Origin of the sequence: Curtobacterium sp. GC_Cur_3, from assembly GCF_026544205.1 — a bacterium.
Classification (GTDB): Bacteria; Actinomycetota; Actinomycetes; order Actinomycetales; family Microbacteriaceae; genus Curtobacterium.
On the sequence record NZ_JALNUI010000020.1, the window covers coordinates 1 to 20,641 of the forward strand.

The following is a 20,641-nucleotide window of genomic DNA, read 5'->3' on the forward strand; positions in this document are numbered from 1 at the left end:
TGCTGGGCCGCCACCGTGTTCTGCTCGGTGTCCTTGCGCTGGAACTGCCGCATCATGCCGCCGATGAGCGACGGACGCCCCTGCGACTTCGAGTAGACGTCGAAGGCGACGGCCACGAGCAGGACCAGACCACGGATGATCTGCACCTTGTTGGACTCGAGGCCCATCAGCTGCAGGCCGTTGGACAGCAGCGCCATCACGAGACCACCGATGATCGAGCCGGAGATCGTGCCGACACCACCGGCGACGGCGGCACCACCGACGAACACCGCGGCGATCGCGTCGAGCTCCCAGCCGGTGCCGTCCGCGGGGCCGGAGGCACCCGAGTAGGCGACGAACACCATGCCGGCGACGGCGGCGAGGACGGACATGTTCATCATGACGAAGAAGTTGACCTTCTTCGCGCTGACACCGGAGAGGACCGCGGCGCTGGAGTTGCCACCGACCGCGTAGACCTGGCGACCGAAGATCGTGTTCTTCGTGACGAAGCCGTAGATGATCGTCAGGACACCGAGGATGATCGCGACGATCGGGACCGAGGTGCCGACGGGGCCGGCGCCGAACAGGTACGTGGCGACGAGCGTGACCGCGACGAGGATGCCGGTGCGGACGATCGAGACCCACAGCGGCGGGACCTCGGCCTGCATCTTGCGGCGACGGGCACGGCCGCGGGCCTCGATGATGATCAGCGCGGCGATGGTGACGAGCCCGATGAGCAGGGTGCCGTTGCTGTAGCCGAAGTCCGGACCGAAGTCACCGAGGAAGCCGGCGCCGATCGGGGTGTAGGCGTCCGGGACGGGGACCGAGGTCGAGTTGCCGATGATCTGGTTCACACCACGGAAGATGAGCTGACCGGCCAGCGTCACGATGAACGCCGGGACCCGGACGAACGCGACCCAGAAGCCCTGCCAGGCACCGATGAGCGCACCGACGGCGAGGCCGAGGATGATCGCGGTCCACACCGGGAGGTGCCAGACCGCCATGGACTGCGCCACGATGATGCCGACGACCGCCGCGACCGAACCGACCGACAGGTCGATGTGGCCGGCGATGATCACCATGACCATGCCGAGCGCCAGGATCAGGATGTAGGAGTACTGCAGGAACAGGTTGATCACGTTGGTGGGCTCGAGGATGAGGCCCTGGGTCGTGATCGAGAAGAAGATCAGCAGCGCGATGAGCGCGATGACCATGCCGTACTGGCCGATGCTGTTGCCCTTGCCGAAGAGCTGTTTCAGGTTGTTCATGAGGCTGTGGCGCCCTTCCGCGCGGAGGTCATGCTGCGCATGAGCGATTCAGGATCGGCCTGGTCGGCCGGCAGGTCAGCGGTGATCTGACCCTCGAAGATGGTGTAGATGCGGTCGGAGAGCCCGAGGAGCTCGGGGAGCTCGGACGAGATGAGGATGATGCCCTTCCCCTCGGCCGCGAGCTGCTGGATGATGCCGTAGATCTCGAACTTCGCGCCGACGTCGATGCCGCGGGTGGGCTCGTCGAGGATGAGCAGGTCGGGGTCGGTGAACATCCACTTGGACAGGACGACCTTCTGCTGGTTCCCGCCGGAGAGCTTGCCGACGTTGTCCTCGACGCTCGGCACCTTCGTGCGGAGCATCTTGCGGTACTTCTCGGCGACCGAGTACTCCTCGAGCGAGTCGACGACACCGGCCTTCGAGATCTTCCGCAGGTCGGCGGCGACGGTGGAGCGCTTGACGGTGTCGAGCAGGTTCAGGCCGAGGGCCTTGCGGTCCTCGGAGACGTAGCCGATGCCGTTGTCGATGGCCTGCTGCACGGTGTTGACCTTGATCTCGCGGCCGTCCTTGAGGACCGTGCCGCCGAGGAAGGTGCCGTACGAGTGGCCGAAGAGGCTCATCGCGAGCTCGGTGCGCCCGGCGCCCATGAGCCCTGCGAAGCCGACGATCTCGCCGCGCTTGACGTGGAAGTTCGAGCCCTTGCACACCAGGCGCGAGGAGTCGAGCGGGTGCTGCACGGTCCAGTCGCGGACCTCGAAGAAGGTCTCGCCGATCTTCGGGGTGCGGTCGGGGAAGCGCGACTCGAGCGAGCGGCCGACCATGCCGCGGATGATGCGGTCCTCGTTGACGCCGTCCGCCTTGACGTTGAGCGTCTCGATGGTCTTGCCGTCACGGATGATCGTGATGCTGTCCGCGATCTGCTCGATCTCGTTGAGCTTGTGGCTGATGATGATGCTCGAGATGCCCTTGGCCTTGAGGCCGACGATCAGGTCAAGCAGGTGCTGCGAGTCGTTCTCGTTCAGGGCCGCGGTGGGCTCGTCGAGGATGAGCAGCTTGACGTCCTTGTGCAGCGCCTTCGCGATCTCCACGAGCTGCTGCTTGCCGACGCCGATGTTCTTGATCTGCGTGTCCGGGTCGTCACGGAGGCCGACGCGGGCGAGCAGGTCCTGGGCGCGCAGCTGAGCGGCGGTCCAGTCGATGGTGCCGAACCGGCCGGGCTCGTTGCCGAGGAACAGGTTCTCGGTGATCGAGAGCTCCGGGATCAGCGCGAGCTCCTGGTGGATGATTACGATGCCGGCCTGCTCGGACTGCTTGATGCCCGAGAAGCGGACCTCCTGGCCCTCGAAGACGATGTCGCCGGTGTAGGTCCCGTACGGGTAGACGCCGGAGAGGACCTTCATGAGGGTCGACTTGCCGGCCCCGTTCTCGCCGCAGATCGCGTGGACCTCGCCGGCGCGGACGTTGAGCGAGACCTCCGAGAGGGCCTTGACACCAGGGAACTCCTTGGTGATCGAGCGCATCTCGAGGATGGTCTCGGGTGCTGTGATCGACCGGGTCTCGAGTCCGGTGTCGATCGGGGTTGACGCCACGGTGCATCTCCTTCTGCCGCTGCGATGCGGCAGTCCTTCGGGTGGTCCTGCTGCGGCAGCGAAGGCGCAGGAGGCCTGCGTGGACTTCGTTGTCGCGTCCAGTGCCCCAGCCCGTGTGACGGTGATGTGAACGGTCACATCGGCTGGAACGGAGGTAATACTACGCACGGCTACGGCACACGTGTCAATTCGTCACTGTCGCGTTTCGGTAACGGTGCCCGTGTCGGTGGGATCGCGGACATGTGTTGTCCCCCGATCTGGGGTCCGGACCTGCGTTCTCCGGCCACTACCCGCGGTGACGGGGAGCGCTGGTCGACGCCCGGACGACCAGCTGCGGGACGATCTCGACGGCGCGGAGCACCTCGTCCTCGTCGGGCAGGAGCAGGTCGACGCAGCGTCGTCCGAGCTCGGCGAAGTCCACCTGCACGGTGGTCAGCGGCGGCCAGAAGTGCTTCGCCTCCGGGATGTCGTCGTAGCCCACGACGGACAGGTCACCCGGCACGTCGAGCCCGTACGACCGGGCGGCGTGCACGACCCCGAGGGCCATCGCGTCGTTCGAGCAGAACACCGCGGTGCAGTCGCGGTACCGCAGGAGTTCTCGGCCCGCGTGGTAGCCGAAGTCCGCGGTCCAGTCCCCGAGGATCGGCGGCTGCACGGGCTTGTCGCGGTCGGACATCTCGCGGAGGAACCCCTGCATCCTGGCGTCGGCCTCGATCCAGTCCTGCGGGCCGGCGATGTGGCGGACGTACTCGTGGCCGAGGTCGAGCAGGTGTGCGGTGGCGAGCCTGGCGCCCTCCATCTGGTCCACCCAGAGGGCCGTCGGGTCCTCGCCGATGCTCGAGCGGAGGGTGACGTAGGGCGTGCGGACGCCGAGCTCCTCGATGAGGTCGAACACCCGCTGCTGGGGCGCGATCACGATCATGCCCTCGACGTCCTGGTCGAGCAGGTGCCCGAGCCCGTCGCGCACCGCGGTGTCGGTCGGTTCGGCGATGTTCGCCGTCGTGACGGAGTACCCGCGGGCGACGGCGGCGTCCTCGATGGCCTGCATCGTGACGGCGGGGCCGTAGTGGGAGCGCTGGGCCGTCAGCACCCCGATCGTCCTGGTGCGGGACGTGACCAGTGCGCGGGCGGCCCGGTTCGGCCGGTACTGCAGCTGCTCCATCGCCGCGAGCACGCGGTCGCGGGTCTCGGCGCGGATGGCGTCGGAGTTGTTCAGGACCCGTGAGACGGTCTGGTGCGACACACCAGCCACCCGCGCGACGTCGCGGATGCTGGGCGATCGCGGTGGCTGTGTCCGCGTCGACGCCATTGCTTGCTCTTTCCCGCTCGGTGTCGTGGCACGCCCATGTGCACGTTCACATTCCGAGCCAGATCATTATGCACGCCCACCGCCCGGGCGCCAGCCGGGAGGTTCGCGCGGGCGCCGCGCGCGGGCGGTCCCGGGCGCGGGACAGTGCCGCGCGCCGGGCGGCCCCGCGGTGCGAGCTTGCGCACCCGGTGCGGCCAGACGGACCCGCACGGGGTGGTCAACCTCGCACCGGCTGAGGGAACGCGCACGGTGCGAGGCCGGCGAAACGCACGGACACGCCCACGACGCGCCCGGAGGGGTCAGTCGAGCGCGTTGACCGGCAGCTGCTGGAGCTGCCACCCGAGCCATGGACTGAACGCGAACGGCGCCGCCGACACGGCACTGCGGAGCGCGTGCTCGGAGAGCCACTCGTACTCCGAGACCTCGTCGTCCGCGGGGGCGGGGAGGTCGTCGGTCACGGCACGGAACACCGGGCAGACCTCGTTCTCCACGATCCCGGAGGCGTCGACCGCCCGGTACCGGAAGTCGGGCAGCACGCTCTGCACGTCCCGCACGGTGATGCCGAGTTCCCGCGCAGCACGGCGGGCGATGGCGTCCTCGAACGTCTCGTCCGGGCCGGGGTGGCCGCAGAAGGAGTTCGTCCAGACGCCGGGCCAGGCCTTCTTCGACAGCGCACGGCGCGTGACGAGCAGGTCGCCGTCCGCGTTGGTGACGTGGCAGCTGAAGGCGAGGTGCAGCGGCGTGTGATCGGTGTGCACCGCGAACTTGTCCGCGGTGCCGATCGGGGTACGGTCTTCGGCCAGCAGCACGACGGTTTCAGGGAAGTGGTTCATCTAGTTCGATAGATTAGGCCAATGACGGACGAAGCGGCCACCGTGGCGCACATCGACCTCGCCCTGGTCGACGAGTGCCTGGAGCGCTTCTTCGTCGTGTCCTCGGCTCGGGCGCAGGCCTTCGGCCGCCCCTCCGAGGAACTCTGGCGGGTGCTCCGCAAGGCGAGCATGGGCGGCAAGCGCTTCCGTCCCCGCATGGTCCTCACCGCGTACGCCGGCCTCGGCGGCACCGACGTCCACGCGGCCTCGCACGTCGCCGCCGCCTACGAACTGCTGCACACCGCGCTGGTCGTCCACGACGACGTCATCGACCGCGACTGGTCCCGGCGCGGGCAGCCCAACGTCGCCGGGTCCTTCCGCGACACCGCCACGACGGGCGGCCTGCCGCTGCCGACCGCCGAGCACCGCGGGATGAGCGCCGCGGTCATCGCCGGCGACCTCGCACTCTCCGGCGCCCCGCGCTTCATCGAGTCGAGCGGCGTGGACGGCGACCGGCGCACCCGCCTGCTCGACCTCTTCGACGACGCCGTCTTCGCCAGTGCCGCCGGGGAGATGGCCGACGTCGACCTGACCCACGGCGTGATGCCCACGGTGGACGAGGTCCTGGCGATGGAGCGCGCGAAGACGAGCGTCTACTCGTTCGAGGCCCCGCTGCAGTCCGGCGCCGTGCTCGCCGGGGCCGACGAGTCGATCGTCACTGCGCTCGGTGCCTTCGGCCGCGAGATCGGCATCGCCTACCAGGTGGTCGACGACCTGCTCGGGGTCTTCGGTGACGAGGCCGCGACGGGCAAGACCGCGATCGGCGACCTGCGCGAGGGCAAGCGCACGATGCTCATCGCCTACGCCGCCACCACCGAGTGCTGGGCCGAGCTCGCCCCGTACCTCGGGGACCCCGACCTGACCGAGGAGCGCGCCGCCGAGATGCGCCGCCTGCTCGTGCACTGCGGGGCGCACGACGCCGCACTCGTCCGGGTCCGCGAGCACACCGCGCTCGCCCGGGCGGAGCTCTCCGCGCTGCCCTTCGACCTGGCCGATCGTCTGGAGACCCTGGTGTCGGAACTGGTGGAGCGCGTCCGGTGACCACGAGCACCACGAAGGCCGGCAGCGGGCACGCCGCTCGGCTCCCGCTGTACGACGCCACCGCAGAGGCCGCGTCCTCCGTCGTCATCGACCGCTACTCCACGTCCTTCGGACTCGCGTCGCGCCTGCTCACGAAGGACACCCGCGAGCACATCAAGAACGTCTACGCCCTGGTCCGCGTCGCCGACGAGGTCGTGGACGGACCGGCAACAGAGGCGGGGCTCGACCCGGCCCTCGCGCGCACGGTCCTCGACGAGCTCGAGGTCGACACCGAGCGCGCGATGGAGCACGGCTTCTCGGTGAACCCGGTGGTGCACGCGTTCGCCAGGACCGCCAGGACGACCGGGTTCGGTCCGGAGCTGACGAAGCCGTTCTTCGCGTCCATGCGGATGGACCTCGAGCAGACCGAACACGACCAGGCCTCCTTCGACACGTACGTGTACGGCTCCGCCGAGGTCGTCGGCCTGATGTGCCTGCGCGCCTTCGTGTACCGCGCCGGCACGCCGACGTTCGACGCCACCGTGCTCGTGGACGGCGCCAGGGCCCTCGGTGCCGCCTTCCAGAAGGTCAACTTCCTCCGTGACCTGCACGCCGACTTCGAGGTGCTGGGCCGCTCGTACTTCCCGGGCGTCGACCTGCGCTCCTTCGACGAAGCCACCAAGGCCCGCCTGGTCGACGACGTCCAGGCCGACCTCGACACGGCGGCACGCACCGTCCCGCTGCTGCCGAAGGACGCCCGCCAGGCCGTGGGCCTGGCCCACGCCCTGTTCCAGGAACTCAACGACCGGATCGCGGCCACCCCGGCCACCCGGCTCATCACCACCCGTGTGCGCGTCCCGAACCCCGTCAAGGCGCGGCTCGCCGCGCAGGTGCTCGCCGGACGCGCGCCGATCACGTCGCGCAGGGTGACCAGCCGACACACAGGAGGCCCAGCATGAGCCCGAAACGAGCCTCCCGTCCGGAGTCCACCCGCAAGGTCCCCGTGCGCCGCGCCGTCGTCATCGGCGGCGGCATCAGCGGACTCGCGTCCGCCGCGTTGCTCGCGCGGGACGGCTTCGCCGTCACCGTGCTCGAGCAGCGCACCCAGCTCGGCGGACGTGCCGGCACGTGGGAGCAGGACGGCTTCCGGTTCGACACCGGACCGTCGTGGTACCTGATGCCCGAGGTCTTCGACCACTTCTTCCAGCTGCTCGGCACGAGCGCCGACGAGCAGCTCGACCTGGTCAAGCTCGACCCCGGCTACCGGGTCTACAGCGAGGGCTACGACGAACCGATCGACCTCCGGGCGACGCGGGAGGACAACCTCGAACTGTTCGAGTCGATCGAACCGGGTGCCGGCAGGCGGATGGCGAAGTACCTCGACTCCGCTGCCGACACGTACGAGATGGCCGTCCGCCGGTTCCTCTACGGCACGTTCCAGGACTTCCGGAAGCTCGCCGCTCCCGACGTGCTGCTCCGCATGGGCAAGCTCGCGCGGCTGCTGCTCGAGCCGCTGTCCACCTTCGCCGAGAGCGCCGTGCGGGACCGCCGCCTGTGGCAGGTCCTCGGCTACCCGGCCGTGTTCCTCGGCACCAGTCCGTACTCCGCGCCGAGCATGTACCACCTGATGAGCCACCTCGACCTGGCCGACGGGGTGCTCTACCCGAAGGGCGGCATCACCGAGGTCATCTCCGCCGTCGAGCGCGTCGCCCGGGCCGAGGGTGCCCAGATCATCGCCGGCGCGAAGGTCGAGCGGATCACCGTCGAGGGCGACCACGTCACCGGCGTCGTACACCGCGACCGGGACGGCGTCCAGCACGTCGCCCCCGCGGACGTCGTCGTCAGTGCCGCCGACCTCCGCCACACCGAGATGCAGCTGCTCGACCGCGAGCACCGCACGCACGACCAGTCGCACTGGGACAAGCGCGACCCCGGGCCCTCCGCGGTGCTCGTCTACCTCGGCGTCGACGGACCGGTCCCCGGGCTGCTCCACCACACGCTGATGTTCACCGCCGACTGGAAGGCGAACTTCGGCGCGGTCTTCGGCGACGACCGGCACGTGCCCGACCCCGCCTCGATCTACGTGTGCGCACCGTCGGAGACCGACCCGACCGTCGCCCCGCGCGGGTCGAGCAACCTGTTCATCCTGGTGCCGCTGCCCGCCGACGTCGGCATCGGCAAGGGCGGGATCGACGGCGCCGGCGACTGGGAGGTCGAGCGCATCGCCGACCGGGCCATCGACGTCGTCGCGGAGCGCTCGGGCGTCCCGGATCTCCGCGACCGGATCCGCGTCCGCCGCACGATCGGCCCCCGCGACTTCGCGGACGACTACAACGCCTGGAGCGGCTCCATGCTCGGCCCGGCGCACACCCTGAAGCAGAGCGCGTTCTTCCGCGAGGGCAACGCATCCGCCAAGGTCGACGGCCTGTACTACGCCGGGTCCTCGACGATCCCGGGCATCGGGTTGCCGATGTGCCTGATCTCCGCCGAGGTCCTGCTGAAGCGCATCCACGGCGACACCTCGACCGAGCCCCTGCCGACGCCGCTCGAGCGGTCCGCCGGTGCCCCGCCGCGGGTGACCACGGCGGGGTCGACGCGGACCCCCACGCCGACGGCCGCTGGGTGATGCACGGGCTCTACCTCCTCGGGCTGCTGGTCTCCCTGACCGGCATGACCGTGCTCGACGCCCGGTTCCGCCTGTTCTTCTGGCGGGCACCGTGGCGTGCGGCGGCCGTCATGGCGATCGGCGTCGTGTTCTTCCTCGTCTGGGACGCGCTCGGCGTCGCGCTCGGCATCTTCTTCATCGGCCCGACCCGGCTGCTGACGGGCGTGCTGCTCGCTCCGGACGTCCCGCTCGAGGAGCTCTTCTTCCTGCTGCTGCTCTGCTACACGACGATGAACCTGTTCGGGGCAGTCCGGCCGATCGTGGCGCGCGCCGCCGACCGTCGGAGCCGCTCGTGAACGGGTCGGGCGTGTACGCGCTGCTCGCGGTGCCGTTCCTGCTCACCGCCCTCGTGCTCGCGGTCGTCGCCGGCGTCGTGGCCGACCGCCGTGCCCGGACGCGTGAAGACGCTGCCCGACGCCGACGGGTCACCGCCGTCACGGGCATCGTCGCCGGGGTGGCGCTGCTCGTTATGACGATCGTCTTCAACAACGTCATCGTCACGCTGCGCATCGTGGCGTACGACCCGGCGCGCATCACCGGGCTCCGGATCGGGGCGTTCCCCGTCGAGGACCTGGCCTACGCCATCGGCGCCGTGCTGCTGCTCCCGTCCCTGTGGGTCCTGCTCGACCGCGACCACCGCGCCGAGCTCACGACCCGACCACGTCCCGAACCGGAGGACCCGCGATGACGGCGACCCCTGCCTCCCGGCAGTCGACCCTCGGCGCACTGTTCGTGTCGTCCCGGCCGATCAGCTGGGTGAACACCGCCTACCCGTTCGCGGCCGCGTACCTGCTCGGAAGCGGCGTCGGCGTCGACGGCGGTGGCGGCTTCTCGCTCGTGGCGCTGCTCGTCGGTGTCGTGTACTTCCTGGTGCCCTACAACCTCGCGATGTACGGCATCAACGACGTCTTCGACTACGAGTCCGACCTGGTCAACCCGCGGAAGGGCGGGGTCGAGGGCGCCCTGCTCGACAAGAGCGTGCACCGCACCACGCTGTGGGCCGTCGTCGTCACGAACGTGCCGTTCCTCGTCGCGCTCGTGCTGCTCGGTGGTGTCGGCGGCAACGGCCCGTGGTCGTGGCTCGTGTTGGCGATCAGCGTCTTCGCCGTCATCGCGTACTCGGCACCCGGGCTGCGGTTCAAGGAGAAGCCGTTCCTGGACTCGCTGACCTCGTCGACGCACTTCGTGTCCCCGGCGGTCTACGGGCTGGCGCTCGCCGGACCGCACTGGACCGGGCAGCTCGTCGCCGTGTGCGTGGCGTTCTTCCTGTGGGGCGTCGCCTCGCACGCGTTCGGTGCCGTGCAGGACGTGCTCGCGGACCGGGCCGGGGGCATCGGCTCCGTGGCCACGGTCATCGGTGCGCGTGCCACCGTGCGCCTGGCGTTCGTGGCGTACGTCGTCGCGGGCATCGCGCTGCTGTTCTCGGCGTTCCCGGGGCCCATCGCCGCGGTCGTCGTGATCCCGTACGCGCTCAACGTGCTGCCGTGGTGGAACGTCACCGACGCGGGCGCGGAGTCGGCGAACGCGGGGTGGAAGCGGTTCCTGTGGATCAACTACCTGGCGGGGTTCATCGTCACGATGGCGCTCATCGCGTACGCGTTCACGCACTGAGGCGTGCGCGCGCAGAGCGGGCCCTTTCGCGCGTAGCGAGTCGAAACGCGCGTAGGAGGTCGTTCGTTCCGACCGTCAACGCGCGATCCCGCTTCCCACTGCGAGTGTGATGGGAAGGAACGCGCGTGCGGGCGACCCCCACGAGGCGCTCCCCGGACCACCTCGTCGGCGGTCCCTGCCAGGATGGTCATGACGTCGAGGTCGGCGTCGACGTGAACACGAGGGAGTGCACACATGACGGTCCGCATCATCCACGTCGGTCTCGGAGGGTGGGGCGGCAGCTGGGCCCGCGTCGCGCTCCCCGCGGTGTCGGAAGTCGAGGTCGTCGGGATCGCCGACCCGAGTGCCCCGACGCTCGAGGCCGTGCGGAAGGACCTCGGCCTGCCGGAGTCCGCGGCGTTCCCGTCCCTGACCGCGGCGCTCGCCGAGGTCGATGCCGACGCCGTCGTGATCACCGCGCCCGCCGTCACGCACGTGCCGCTCGCGCTCGAGGCCCTCGACGCCGGCAAGCACGTCCTGGTGGAGAAGCCCTTCGCGAACTCCGCGGCCGAGGCAGCCGAAGCCGTGCACCGCGCCGAGGAACGCGGCCTCGTGCTGCAGGTCAGTCAGAACTACCGGTTCTACCCGGCACCCCGCGTGACGAAGGACCTGCTCGCCGCGGGCACCCTCGGGGAGCTCTCCGCGATCAACATCGACTTCCGCCAGTGGGACAACGACGCGGCCTTCGAGGACAACCCGCACTACCGGTTCCCGCACGCGATGATCAACGACATGGCGATCCACCACCTGGACCTGCTCCGGATGGTCACGGGGAAGGACGCCGTCCGGGTGTTCGCGAAGGCGACCTGGCCGTCGTTCAGCAAGTACCAGGACGAAGCGGTCGCGTCGATGCTCATCGAGATGGAGGACGGCCTGGTCGTCAGCTACCGCGGCAGTTGGTTGAGCCGTGCCGAGCACACGCCGTGGGCGGGGGAGTGGAGCATCCAGGGCGAGGACGGCGAGATCCGGTTCACCAGCCGTGCCGGTGAGCCCGGGGACGTCAGCGGTGACCTCGTCACGGTGCGCACGGTCAGCGGCAGCGCAGCCGAGGGTCCGAAGGAGACGTCCGTCGAGCTCCCGACGGCCGAGCACCACGACCGGCAGGGCGGGTTGCAGGCCTTCGCCCGGGCGGTCGAGGGTGGGCCGGCGCCGGAGACGAGCGGGCGCGACAACCTCCGGAGCCTCGCACTCATGGAGGCGGCGACCCGATCCGCCGCGTCCGGCATGCCCGAGGACGTGGTCGTCCCCGACTGACGCGCTGCGGCGCCCAGTCGGGCTCGAATCGGAACGACAACGTCGCTGTCGTACGACGTCGACCTTGTCGCTCGAGCCGGCCAACGCCGTCACGCCAGCCGGGCTCGACTCGGAACGACAACGTCGCTGTCGTCCGACGTCGACCTTGTCGCTCGACCCAATCGGTAGCGTCCATCCGCGCCGCGTCCCGCACCACCGCGAGCGTCAGGCCGCCCCGGCCGCCCGCCGCGCCTGCGCCACCGCGCCCCGCACGCCCCACGACCACGCCGGCCCGTGCCCGGGCAGCACGTGCCGCGCCTCGGTGTCCTCGAGCCGCCCGAGCGACGCGACCGCGGTGTCCATGTCGGACGTCGCCGCCGGTGCCACCACCCGCGGCCCGATCCCGCCCGTGTACGGGTCGAAGGTCACGAGCGCGTCCCCGACGACCACGGCGTCCCGGTCGGCGAAGTGCAGCGCCACGTGCCCGTCGGTGTGCCCGGGCGTCTCGATGATCCACGGCGACCCGGGGACCTCCGCGCGGGACTCGAGCGGCACGGTGTCCTCGATGCCGTCGACGGTCGCGGCGCCGGCGAGCAGCATCCGGCCGAGCGGGGCGAGCCCACCCGGGTGCGCGAGCACGAAGCCGAACCGGTTCGTCTGCGGCTGGTACGAGTAGGGGTGCGCCGCCAGGTCCCGGTCGCCCGGGTGCACGAACACGGGCGTGCCCCACTCCCGGTGCGCGCGGGCGGCGGTGCCGACGTGGTCGAAGTGCCCGTGGGTGAGCAGGAGGCCCTCGACACGGTCGGGCGTGTACCCGAGGTCGTGCACGGCGAGCAGCAGGTGCGGCCACGACGCGGGGAGCCCCGCGTCGATGACGATCAGCTGGTCGCCGGTCTCGACGAGGTACTGGTTCGTGTGGGCGATCTCGAGCCGGTGGATGCCCTCGGCGACGTCTCGGTACAGCATGCGCGGGACGGTGGACGCGTGCCGCTGGAAGCACTGCCGGGGTGGTCGCACAACGCGGTCCTGGGGTGTCGAGGCCCGGAACCGTGTACGAACGACGTATGGCGAACGACAGTCTCCCCGAGCTCGAGCTCGCGAACGTCCGCACGCGCGAGCGGATCACCGACACGGTCGAGCGCATCAAGCAGAAGGTCGACGTGCCCGCGCGCACCCGACTGGCCGTGGCGAAGACCCGGCAGCGCTGGCACCGCGACCCGACCCCGCTCGTCGCGCTCGCGACGATCGCGGCCACCGGCGTCGTGGCCATCGTGGTGGGCACGCGCATCGGCCGCACCCCGGCCGGTCATCTCGCGGCACCGCCCGCGTCGACCGCGTTCACCGCGCTCCTGCCGTTCGGCGCGCGCGGCGACGAGTCAGCGCCCGGCCGCAAGGGGCGCAAGGCCCGCAAGGCCGGCCGGAAGGCTCGGCAGGCGCAGCTCGAGCAGGACCCGGGCTACCAACTCCGGACGAAGCAGCGCCGTCGGCTCGCACCCGTGCAGGCGCAGGCCGCGAAGTACCGCAAGCAGGCCGCCAAGCGAGCGAAGAAGGGCTGACCCATGGCGCGCGAAGACACGAAGCCGGCACCGGACGACTCCCGGAAGGCCGACAGCCCCACCGACCTGAAGAAGCCGACGGTCGTCTACACGCTGAAGAAGACCCTGCGTGAGTTCACCAGTGACCAGTGCACCGACCTCGCGGCGAGCCTGACGTACTACACCGTGCTCGCGCTGTTCCCCGGACTGCTCGCCGTCGTCTCCATCCTCGGTCTTGTGTCCGACCCGAAGGCGACCATCGACACGCTGCTCAAGATCATCGGCAACGTCGGTTCCCAGCAGGTCGTCGACCTCATCAAGGGCCCCGTCGAGAACCTCGTCCGGTCGCCCGCCGCACCGGTCACCTTCATCGTCGGTCTCCTCGGCGCGCTCTGGTCGGCCTCCGGCTACGTCGGGGCGTTCGGCCGCGCGATGAACCGGATCTACAACGTCCGCGAGGGTCGCCCGATCTGGAAGCTCCGTCCGACCATGCTCGGCGTGACGGTCACCACCGTCGTCCTGCTGGTCCTCGGCCTGCTCGTGCTCGTCAGCGGTCCGCTGGCGCGCAGCTTCGGCGACCTCATCGGCCTCGGTGACGCCGCTGCGACGGTCCTGCTCATCGTGCAGTGGCCGATCCTGCTGGTCATCGCGATCGTCATCGTCGCGGTGCTCTACTACTGGTCGCCCAACGTCAAGCAGCCGAAGTTCACCTGGGTCGGCGGGGGCTCGATCGTCGCGCTGCTCATCTGGATCATCGCGAGCGTCGGCTTCGGGTTCTACGTCGGCAACTTCTCGAACTACAACGCCACGTACGGCTCCCTCGGTGGCGTCATCGTGTTCCTGCTGTGGATCTGGATCACGAACAACGCGCTGCTCTTCGGCGCCGAGTTCGACGCCGAGATCGAGCGGGGCCGCGAACTGCAGGCCGGGATCCGCGCGGAGGAGGACATCCAGCTCCCCGAGCGCGACACCCGCCAGATCGACAAGCAGGACGAGAAGCGCGCCCAGGACGTCCTCGAGGGCATCCGGATCCGCCAGGGCGTCGACAACGACTGACCCGTGAACCGGAACGAGGACGTGGGCGCCGTGGCGCCCACGTCCTCGTCGTCTCAGTGGAGGAACGCGCCGATCAGGGCGGCGGCGACCGTGCCCACGACCCCGAGCGCTCCGGCGCCGATCGCGCCGGCGGCTCCGACGATGCCGGCACCGACTGCGCCGATGAGTCCGATGATGGCGATGAGCATGCTGGATTCCCTTCGATCTGCCGACGCCTCGCCCTGCGAGGTGTCGGTCCGGTGCGTCGCTGACTGCCACGCGGAGCCAGCGTGACATCCGACGTACCAGATGTCGAAGCCCGGAACGTCGATACGCACGATCAGGGATCGGCCGGGAGGCTCGCCCCGGCATCCGTAGGCTGGCCTGCGTGACGCAGACACAGCCTCCAGTCCGTCCGGTCGCCCTGGTGACCGGAGCCACGCGCGGCATCGGCCGCGCGATCGCGGCCGACCTCGGCCGCACCCACCACGTCCTGGTCGGCGGGCGCAGTGCCGATGCGGTCGCCGCCGTCGTGGCCGACCTGCCGAGCGCGGAGCCCTTCGTGGGGGACCTCGGCGCCGGCGAGGTCCCGGACCTGCCGGAGTGGCTCGACGTCCTCGTGCACTCCGCCGGGGTCGAGCAGGGCACCCGGGTCGCGGACACCCCGCGCGCCACGTGGGAGGCCGTCTTCGCCACCAACGTCTTCGCGGTCGCCGAGCTGACCCGGCTGGCCCTGCCGGCGCTCCGTGCGTCGCGGGGCATCGTCGTCACGATCAACTCCGGCTCGGGGTTCGTCTCCGGCCCGGGCGGAGGTGTGTACGGGGCGTCGAAGTTCGCGCTCCGGGCGTTCGCCGACGCCCTGCGGGAAGAGGAGCGGGACGCCGGCGTGCGGGTGTCGAGCGTGCACCCGGGCCGGACGGACTCGGACATGCAGCGGCAGCTCGTGGAGAAGCTCGGCGAGGACTACGACACCGAGTACTACCTCGCGCCGTCCGACGTGGCCGACGCCGTGCGCATCGTCGTCGACCTGCCCGAGCGCGGCACCGTCGAGTCGCTCTCGATCCGCCCGACCCGGAAGCGCTAGCCCGCCCCCGGCAGCAAGCCGGCGCCCGTCGTCACGCCAGCTCCAGCCGGACGTCGGGCGCCAGCCGTCCCAGGAACGACTCGTCGTGACTGACGACGACGACGGCTCCGCGGTAGGCCTGCAGCGCGTCGACGAGCTGGTCCACGCTCGTCAGGTCGAGGTCGTTCGTCGGTTCGTCGAGCACCAGGAGCTGTGGCGGCGGGTCCGCGAGCACCAGACCGGCCAGCGCGACGCGGAACCGCTCGCCGCCGGACAGCGTGCCGACCGGGCGGTCGACCGTGTCCCCGCGCACCAGGAACCGTGCCAGGCGGTTGCGGAGCTCGGCGGCCGGCACGTGCGGCGCGCTCCGGTGGACGTTCTCGAGCACGGTGGCAGTGTCGTCGAGCGAGTCCTTCCGCTGGGGCAGGTACCCGACGTGCTCGACGTGCGCGACGGCTCCCGTGGCGGGGAGGGGGTGCTCCCGCGCGGTGGAGACGCCGACCAGTTGTTCGAGCAGGGTCGTCTTGCCGACGCCGTTGTCCCCGCCGACGGCGACCCGCTCCGGCCCCTGCACGACGGTGTCCCGCCCGCGCAGGGTGATCGTGGCGATGCGGCGCGACGCGGGCACGTGCGGGTCGGGCAGCTCGACGTGGATGGCCTCGTCGTCGCGCAGCCGGAGTTCGGCCTCGCGCTTCGTCGCCAGTGCCGCGGCCTCGTCGTCGGCGAACCCGACGCGGAGCCGGCCGGCGGTCTCCTGCGCGTGCTTGCGCATCTCGTTCGAGAACGACTTCGGCATGGACCGCCCCGCCTTCTCGCCCGCCTTCGCACGGCGGGCGATCGTCGTCTCGGCGGCGATGCGCTGCCGTTTCTCGGTGCGGTGCCGCTGGTCGGCGACGCGGACCTCGCGCTCGACGGCCGCCTGCTGCACGGCGAGGTGCTCCTCGTAGGCCGAGAACGTGCCGCCGAAGACCGTGACCGACCCGGTGCGGAGCTCGCACGTCTCGTCGACGTGCTCCAGGAGCTCCCGGTCGTGGCTGACGAGCACCAGGGTCCCGCGCCAGGAGTCCACGACGTCGAGGAGCATCGCGCGCGCCCGGCGGTCGAGGTTGTTCGTCGGCTCGTCGAGGAACGCGATCGGCCGACCACGCAGGCGGATGCCCGCGATGGCGACGAGCACGGCCTGCCCGCCCGAGAGCGTCGACACCGGGCGGTCGAGGTCCAGGCCGAGGGGGTCGACGGCTGCGGTGGCCCGCTCCTCGACGTCCCAGTCGTCACCGAGGACGTCGAAGTGCGCGGGGTCGGGGTCCCCGCCGAGGATCGCCCGGAGCGCCGCGAGGGACGGTCCGACGCCGAGCAGGTCCGCGACGGTGTCGGTCGCCCGCGCGCCGTCGGCCACGGCGAGCAGTCGCTGGGGCAGGACGTCGACGGGACCCGACGTCTGGACCGAACCGGACGTGGGCTGGAGCCGACCGGTGACCAGCCGGACGAGCGTGGACTTGCCGGCCCCGTTCCTCCCGACCAGACCGGTGCGGCCCGAGCCGAAGGCGGCGGTGAGGTGGTCGAGCGCGACGGTGCCGTCGGGCCAGGTGTAGCTGAGGTCGTGCAGGACGACGGATGGGCTGCTGGGCATGGAGGTGTCTCCCCGGTGTCGGTGCTGGGCGCACGACACCGAGCCACCGCGGTGCGGTGGAGCGCCCGACGAGGCGCGCGATCACGGTGTCAGCGCGTGGGCTGAGCAGGACCGGTGATCGAGAGCAATCCGTCGTCTTCCGTCGGGGACCCCCGTGTCCGCCATCCGAGCCGCCGGTCGGTCTCCCGCCCCGGGGGCCTCGTGATGACGACGAGGTGGCACCACGGTAGGCCCGGTCGCCACGCGGGCGCAAGGGATGACAGGGTGGAGGCATGCCCGAGAACCTGCTGCCGACCCCGTCGGCCAACCCCGAGACCCTGCTGCCCGCCGACCCGTCGGTGGACGACGCCCTCGCCGCGAACGCCCCCGTGGCGTCCGTGGTCGTCGCGCACCCCTCGTCGAGCCTGGCGTGGGCGCTCCTGGCGGACGAGGCCTGGGCCCGCGGCGCGACGCTGGAGTCCTACGCCTACGCCCGCGTCGGGTACCACCGGGGGCTCGACTCGCTGCGGAAGGCCGGCTGGCGCGGTGCCGGGCCGGTGCCGTGGTCGCACGAGCCGAACCGCGGGGTGCTGCGCTCCCTGTTCGCCCTGCGTCGTGCGGCGATCGCGATCGAGGAGCCGGGCGAGCCCGAGCGCCTGACCGACTTCCTGAACGGTGCCGACCCCGCGGCGCTCCCCGCGCTGGGGGCGTAGGCGGCGGCAGGCCCCTTCGCAAAACACCGGTGTTCGTCGGTCGCGCCGCGGTCTTCCGCGGCGCGGAGCACGAACACCGGTGTCTTGCATGGCCGGCGGCCGGGCCGCGCCAACTGTCCGGCGTGCAGGTATGACCAGGCGTGCGGGGTCTCAAGCGATTGCATCAAGGCGCCGTGAACGTGCGACTTCGCGCTCGTCCGAGTGACGATGCGCCAGGCGGAAGATCCTCCAGGACATCGCATCTCGTGGCTGCCACATGAGGACCAGCATCGCGCCGAGCATGGAGATCTCGAACGTGATCAGTCCGAGGACCACCGAGAAGACCAGGTGAAGTGCCGCGGAGACTCCGAGCGTCAACAAGCGAGGCGTTCGACGTCGAGCTGCGAGTACCGAGAATGCGAGGACGTACTCAGTGACGATGACGCCCCACGTGACCGTGTGCAGGAGAGGGGCATGCGACAAGACCCATTCGAGGAGGTCACGAACCTCAGGGCGGGCCCCGAAGTTCGGTTGTTGCACCCAGAACCACAGCGCACTTCCGTCTGCCCAGATGGGATGCACCTGTTTCACTGTCGCTGCTTCGAGGTACACGTACGCAAGCTGTAGCTTCAGCGCGAGCAGCAGGACGTGCGCTGGGATGTACCGCAGCCGGGGGAGCGCCGTGCGACGCGGGCGCCAGCCGTTCCATCGTCCGTCCGTACAACAGACGCCAGCCAAGACGACCGTGATTGTGGTCTCGAGGTAGTCGCCGCCCTCGATCCCCACGGTGTTCGACGCGAGGCTGAATGCAGCGTAGGCGTGCAGAGGCGCTGCGACCGCGGGCAGGATCCCGAGCAGTGTGGGGATGCACATCGTCACCAGGAGCCACCGAACGAGTTCGACAGTGTCCTGAGGAGCGGCGCAGAACGCGCCCAGTGAAGCCACGCCCGTACAAGTCGACGGGGTCACCCCTGGTCGCGATGGGTCGTGGAGCAACACCGATGTTGGGTTCAGCGCGAGCACGAGGAAGGTCGACAACGCAAGTACCGACCGTCCGAGTGTCAGCTGGAAGCCATGGGGTGACCGAGCCCAACTGAGCAGCACTCGATCACCGCAGCGATCCACCAGACGACCTAGGCGGAGCACTTGACGTCCAGCGCCAGGACAGCGCCTGGAGGGGCAACTCGGAAGCGGGAGAACGCGAACGGGACCGGAGGCTGACGGGTGAGGACCACCGTTCCGCAGAGCGACTTCGACGAACTGTGAAGTCTGAGCTCCGGGGCACTTCGTAACTGGGTCTTCGTGAGACAGGACACGGGTTCGCTCACGGTCCGGCAGTCGGTCCAGCGGCTTTCGGCAGGTACGTTCTCAAGCAAGAAGGACAGGTCCTGGTCGAAGTTGCGGGATCGGCGGGACAGGCCGAAGAGGTTCTCCCTCATGGAGGTGACATTCTCGTCGGACACTTGCCAGCCGTGATCTTCTAGGTGAGCGACACGGACGATGTCCTCGCGTGCGTCGCGGGTGAAGAAACCCCAACCTTGTCGGAACAGCTGCGCGACGGGCTGCTCGTCGAGCTGCCGCCCTGTCGGATCACTCACGGTCTGCGACGCCTTGTTGCCGATGAACGAGAGGAGCGTGAGGATCAGGGCTCCAACCACCGCGACGACGGCAACACCAAGAGCGGTCCTCGACCTGCGAGCGTCCATTGTCTACTCGAAGACGGTCGCCACTCGTGCGGCGACCTCTGACTCGACGAGGTGTGGGTACTGCTCAGCGATGCGTGCGGGATCGGCGGTTGGGAGATTGCCATCGTCGCTCGAACTGGATCGTGAACTGAAGACGCCGTTGTTCGACCACAGGCCATTCTGGTTGACGACCATGTTGACGTTCCCCGCGACGTTGAAGTTGACGGCAGCGAGTACGGTTCCGACCGCGATGACCGCAACGATCGCTGCTGCACAGACGGTCGGCCCACACACCCGCGGTTGCGTCGCTTCCGATCGCTCCGCGATTGCCTCTGGGTACTGTGACCGCAGAGATTCCTCGAAAGCGTCGTGGAGTTGATCGAAAGCTGACAGCACCTGGTAGGGATCACCAGATCGCATGGCCTTGATCGACCTGTTCGTTCCGTAGGACGTGTTGCGGACGAGATCGAGAACGATGTTGTCCGTCACCTCGTCGTACTTCTTCAGCTCGGGTTCACTGAGCTCCTTGGGAAGCTCCACTCTGGTCTTGATGCGATCGGCGAACTCGCCCTGGCCGAAGACAAGTCCACGAACGATCTGCTCATCAGAGAATGACTCGTGCTGGGCGGCGTGCGCCGCTGTCGCGCTGCCAACGGCGATCGTTGCGGTGAGCGCAATTGCAGTGGCGATCAATCTCATGGTCTACCCCTTTGTGAGATGGTGTCTGGTTCTGATGGTCTTCTGAGGCGGATCATTCGCTGCGCCACGCTGTTTGCCTCGATACGTCAGTCGTCGAGGATCGAGGTTTCGGACCGCCGAGCCGCGCGACTCGCGACGATGGCGCTGAAGATGAGGAAGCAGAAGGCGACCGCCAAGCCGATGGGGAGCCAGGTGTCAACGATTCGTTGTGGCGCCAGGATGCTCAGCAGTCCGGAGCCGACCAGCGCCGTAGCGGCTGCGTGGAGCCATGCCCGGGCAGCGCGATGGCCGACCTTCCAGGTCGATTCCGATCGCATGACGGAGGCAATGCGGATACCGGCGCCGCCGTTCGGGCCGACGATTCCTCGTGATGTCAGCTCGGCAATGACCGAGATGACCGACCCGCTGGCGATGACCATCAGAGCGGAAAACAGCATGGAGATACTGAAACGTAGTATTCCGGCCTTTGTCAAGGGCGACGCTGTCGATGTTCATGATCGCGATGGAGGGGCCTGACCGCTGTTGCCTCTCGTTGTGTCATCGGTAGCTGGAGGGGGCAGCGCCCAGGGGTGCCTCAGCGTGACGAACACCCCGGTCTCCGCGGCCGGGGAAGCGCGCCCCGTCGTCGCCGCGTACGCGATGCCACGGCGATGGGTGCATCGCCGGGTGTCCCCGTCGCAAAACACCGGTGTTCCGGCTCCGCGCCGCGCAAGAACGCGGCGCGACCGACGAACACCG

22 protein-coding genes are annotated in these 20,641 nt (G+C 69.7%); 11 read left to right on the forward strand and 11 right to left on the reverse strand.

What is annotated here, in order from left to right; genetic code table 11:
• The 4 genes from mmsB to idi all read right to left on the reverse strand — a co-directional run.
• On the reverse strand, positions 1-1,247 hold a 1,247-nt coding region (gene mmsB / locus OXR63_RS11700; RefSeq protein ID WP_267423406.1), incomplete at its 3' end, for a multiple monosaccharide ABC transporter permease.
• Complete coding sequence (gene mmsA, locus OXR63_RS11705; protein WP_267423527.1) at positions 1,244-2,767, reverse strand: multiple monosaccharide ABC transporter ATP-binding protein; 1,524 nt, start codon at positions 2,765-2,767, stop codon at positions 1,244-1,246. The genes mmsB and mmsA, both read right to left, overlap by 4 nt.
• Before the next feature lie 355 nt (positions 2,768-3,122).
• Positions 3,123-4,145 (reverse strand): LacI family DNA-binding transcriptional regulator, encoded by a 1,023-nt coding sequence (locus tag OXR63_RS11710; protein ID WP_194629177.1) that lies wholly within the window; start codon positions 4,143-4,145, stop codon positions 3,123-3,125.
• 299 nt (positions 4,146-4,444) lie between these two features.
• Positions 4,445-4,978 (reverse strand): isopentenyl-diphosphate Delta-isomerase, encoded by a 534-nt coding sequence (idi, locus tag OXR63_RS11715; protein WP_267423413.1) that lies wholly within the window; start codon positions 4,976-4,978, stop codon positions 4,445-4,447.
• A 21-nt stretch (positions 4,979-4,999) separates the two neighbouring features.
• On the opposite strand from idi, the gene OXR63_RS11720 reads away from it, so the two are divergent.
• From OXR63_RS11720 to OXR63_RS11750, 7 genes are all read left to right on the forward strand, one after another.
• Positions 5,000-6,058 carry a polyprenyl synthetase family protein gene (locus OXR63_RS11720; protein WP_267423415.1) on the forward strand — a complete coding sequence of 353 codons (1,059 nt, stop codon included), beginning with the start codon at positions 5,000-5,002 and terminating at the stop codon, positions 6,056-6,058.
• A complete protein-coding gene (locus tag OXR63_RS11725; protein ID WP_267423417.1) occupies positions 6,055-6,996 on the forward strand; it encodes a phytoene/squalene synthase family protein in 942 nt (313 codons plus the stop codon). The genes OXR63_RS11720 and OXR63_RS11725 overlap by 4 nt, the downstream gene beginning before the upstream one ends.
• Entirely contained in the window at positions 6,993-8,663 is a 1,671-nt protein-coding gene (gene crtI, locus OXR63_RS11730; RefSeq protein WP_267423419.1) for a phytoene desaturase family protein, read from the forward strand. The genes OXR63_RS11725 and crtI overlap by 4 nt, the downstream gene beginning before the upstream one ends.
• Positions 8,663-8,998, forward strand: coding sequence for a lycopene cyclase domain-containing protein (locus OXR63_RS11735; RefSeq protein ID WP_267423529.1), 336 nt, complete (start codon positions 8,663-8,665; stop codon positions 8,996-8,998). The genes crtI and OXR63_RS11735 overlap by 1 nt, the downstream gene beginning before the upstream one ends.
• Positions 8,995-9,390 carry a lycopene cyclase domain-containing protein gene (locus OXR63_RS11740; protein WP_267423421.1) on the forward strand — a complete coding sequence of 132 codons (396 nt, stop codon included), beginning with the start codon at positions 8,995-8,997 and terminating at the stop codon, positions 9,388-9,390. The genes OXR63_RS11735 and OXR63_RS11740 overlap by 4 nt, the downstream gene beginning before the upstream one ends.
• Complete coding sequence (locus OXR63_RS11745) at positions 9,387-10,313, forward strand: prenyltransferase (RefSeq protein WP_267423423.1); 927 nt, start codon at positions 9,387-9,389, stop codon at positions 10,311-10,313. Before OXR63_RS11740 ends, OXR63_RS11745 begins: the two co-directional genes overlap by 4 nt.
• Positions 10,314-10,547: 234 nt before the next feature.
• On the forward strand, positions 10,548-11,606 hold the full coding sequence (locus OXR63_RS11750) for a Gfo/Idh/MocA family protein (RefSeq protein ID WP_267423425.1): 1,059 nt from the start codon (positions 10,548-10,550) through the stop codon (positions 11,604-11,606).
• Positions 11,607-11,810: 204 nt separating this feature from the next.
• Here OXR63_RS11750 and OXR63_RS11755 read toward each other — a convergent pair whose 3' ends face one another.
• Positions 11,811-12,551: an MBL fold metallo-hydrolase gene (locus OXR63_RS11755; protein WP_267423427.1), complete on the reverse strand. Its 741-nt coding sequence runs from the start codon at positions 12,549-12,551 to the stop codon at positions 11,811-11,813.
• Between the two features lie 98 nt (positions 12,552-12,649).
• Between OXR63_RS11755 and OXR63_RS11760 the strand changes: the two genes are divergently transcribed.
• Both OXR63_RS11760 and OXR63_RS11765 read left to right on the forward strand, forming a co-directional pair.
• A complete protein-coding gene (locus OXR63_RS11760) occupies positions 12,650-13,141 on the forward strand; it encodes a hypothetical protein (RefSeq protein ID WP_267423429.1) in 492 nt (163 codons plus the stop codon).
• A 3-nt stretch (positions 13,142-13,144) separates the two neighbouring features.
• A complete protein-coding gene (locus OXR63_RS11765; RefSeq protein ID WP_267423431.1) occupies positions 13,145-14,176 on the forward strand; it encodes a YihY/virulence factor BrkB family protein in 1,032 nt (343 codons plus the stop codon).
• A gap of 53 nt (positions 14,177-14,229) precedes the next feature.
• On the opposite strand, the gene OXR63_RS11770 is transcribed toward OXR63_RS11765, so the two are convergent.
• Positions 14,230-14,364 (reverse strand): hypothetical protein, encoded by a 135-nt coding sequence (locus OXR63_RS11770; RefSeq protein ID WP_267423433.1) that lies wholly within the window; start codon positions 14,362-14,364, stop codon positions 14,230-14,232.
• A 179-nt stretch (positions 14,365-14,543) separates the two neighbouring features.
• Here OXR63_RS11770 and OXR63_RS11775 point away from each other — a divergent pair, with 179 nt between their 5' ends.
• Positions 14,544-15,239 carry an SDR family oxidoreductase gene (locus tag OXR63_RS11775; protein ID WP_267423434.1) on the forward strand — a complete coding sequence of 232 codons (696 nt, stop codon included), beginning with the start codon at positions 14,544-14,546 and terminating at the stop codon, positions 15,237-15,239.
• A gap of 31 nt (positions 15,240-15,270) precedes the next feature.
• Here OXR63_RS11775 and OXR63_RS11780 read toward each other — a convergent pair whose 3' ends face one another.
• On the reverse strand, positions 15,271-16,848 hold the full coding sequence (locus tag OXR63_RS11780; RefSeq protein WP_267423435.1) for an ABC-F family ATP-binding cassette domain-containing protein: 1,578 nt from the start codon (positions 16,846-16,848) through the stop codon (positions 15,271-15,273).
• Between the two features lie 272 nt (positions 16,849-17,120).
• Here OXR63_RS11780 and OXR63_RS11785 point away from each other — a divergent pair, with 272 nt between their 5' ends.
• The gene (locus tag OXR63_RS11785; RefSeq protein WP_267423436.1) at positions 17,121-17,540 is read left to right on the forward strand and encodes a DUF3151 domain-containing protein; all 420 of its coding nucleotides are present in this window, start codon (positions 17,121-17,123) and stop codon (positions 17,538-17,540) included.
• Positions 17,541-17,690: 150 nt separating this feature from the next.
• Here the strand turns inward: OXR63_RS11785 and OXR63_RS11790 are convergent, their stop codons facing one another.
• From OXR63_RS11790 to OXR63_RS11805, 4 genes are all read right to left on the reverse strand, one after another.
• Entirely contained in the window at positions 17,691-18,464 is a 774-nt protein-coding gene (locus OXR63_RS11790; RefSeq protein ID WP_267423438.1) for a hypothetical protein, read from the reverse strand.
• 188 nt (positions 18,465-18,652) lie between these two features.
• Entirely contained in the window at positions 18,653-19,177 is a 525-nt protein-coding gene (locus OXR63_RS11795) for an SdpA family antimicrobial peptide system protein (protein WP_267423440.1), read from the reverse strand.
• Between the two features lie 51 nt (positions 19,178-19,228).
• Positions 19,229-19,903 carry a hypothetical protein gene (locus OXR63_RS11800; RefSeq protein ID WP_267423442.1) on the reverse strand — a complete coding sequence of 225 codons (675 nt, stop codon included), beginning with the start codon at positions 19,901-19,903 and terminating at the stop codon, positions 19,229-19,231.
• A gap of 86 nt (positions 19,904-19,989) precedes the next feature.
• On the reverse strand, positions 19,990-20,340 hold the full coding sequence (locus tag OXR63_RS11805) for an SdpI family protein (RefSeq protein WP_267423444.1): 351 nt from the start codon (positions 20,338-20,340) through the stop codon (positions 19,990-19,992).
• Positions 20,341-20,641 lie beyond the last annotated feature (301 nt).

Coding starts and splice junctions, on each gene's coding strand:
- crtI (WP_267423419.1), top strand. CDS start 6,993: ATGAGCCCGAAACGAGCCTCCCGTCCGGAGTCCACCCGCAAGGTCCCC.
- OXR63_RS11735 (WP_267423529.1), top strand. CDS start 8,663: ATGCACGGGCTCTACCTCCTCGGGCTGCTGGTCTCCCTGACCGGCATG.
- OXR63_RS11785 (WP_267423436.1), top strand. CDS start 17,121: ATGCCCGAGAACCTGCTGCCGACCCCGTCGGCCAACCCCGAGACCCTG.
- idi (WP_267423413.1), bottom strand. CDS start 4,978: ATGAACCACTTCCCTGAAACCGTCGTGCTGCTGGCCGAAGACCGTACC.
- OXR63_RS11755 (WP_267423427.1), bottom strand. CDS start 12,551: ATGCTGTACCGAGACGTCGCCGAGGGCATCCACCGGCTCGAGATCGCC.
- OXR63_RS11720 (WP_267423415.1), top strand. CDS start 5,000: ATGACGGACGAAGCGGCCACCGTGGCGCACATCGACCTCGCCCTGGTC.
- OXR63_RS11745 (WP_267423423.1), top strand. CDS start 9,387: ATGACGGCGACCCCTGCCTCCCGGCAGTCGACCCTCGGCGCACTGTTC.
- OXR63_RS11805 (WP_267423444.1), bottom strand. CDS start 20,340: ATGCTGTTTTCCGCTCTGATGGTCATCGCCAGCGGGTCGGTCATCTCG.
- OXR63_RS11710 (WP_194629177.1), bottom strand. CDS start 4,145: ATGGCGTCGACGCGGACACAGCCACCGCGATCGCCCAGCATCCGCGAC.
- OXR63_RS11760 (WP_267423429.1), top strand. CDS start 12,650: ATGGCGAACGACAGTCTCCCCGAGCTCGAGCTCGCGAACGTCCGCACG.
- OXR63_RS11765 (WP_267423431.1), top strand. CDS start 13,145: ATGGCGCGCGAAGACACGAAGCCGGCACCGGACGACTCCCGGAAGGCC.
- OXR63_RS11750 (WP_267423425.1), top strand. CDS start 10,548: ATGACGGTCCGCATCATCCACGTCGGTCTCGGAGGGTGGGGCGGCAGC.
- OXR63_RS11800 (WP_267423442.1), bottom strand. CDS start 19,903: ATGAGATTGATCGCCACTGCAATTGCGCTCACCGCAACGATCGCCGTT.
- mmsA (WP_267423527.1), bottom strand. CDS start 2,767: ATGCGCTCGATCACCAAGGAGTTCCCTGGTGTCAAGGCCCTCTCGGAG.
- OXR63_RS11770 (WP_267423433.1), bottom strand. CDS start 14,364: ATGCTCATCGCCATCATCGGACTCATCGGCGCAGTCGGTGCCGGCATC.
- OXR63_RS11780 (WP_267423435.1), bottom strand. CDS start 16,848: ATGCCCAGCAGCCCATCCGTCGTCCTGCACGACCTCAGCTACACCTGG.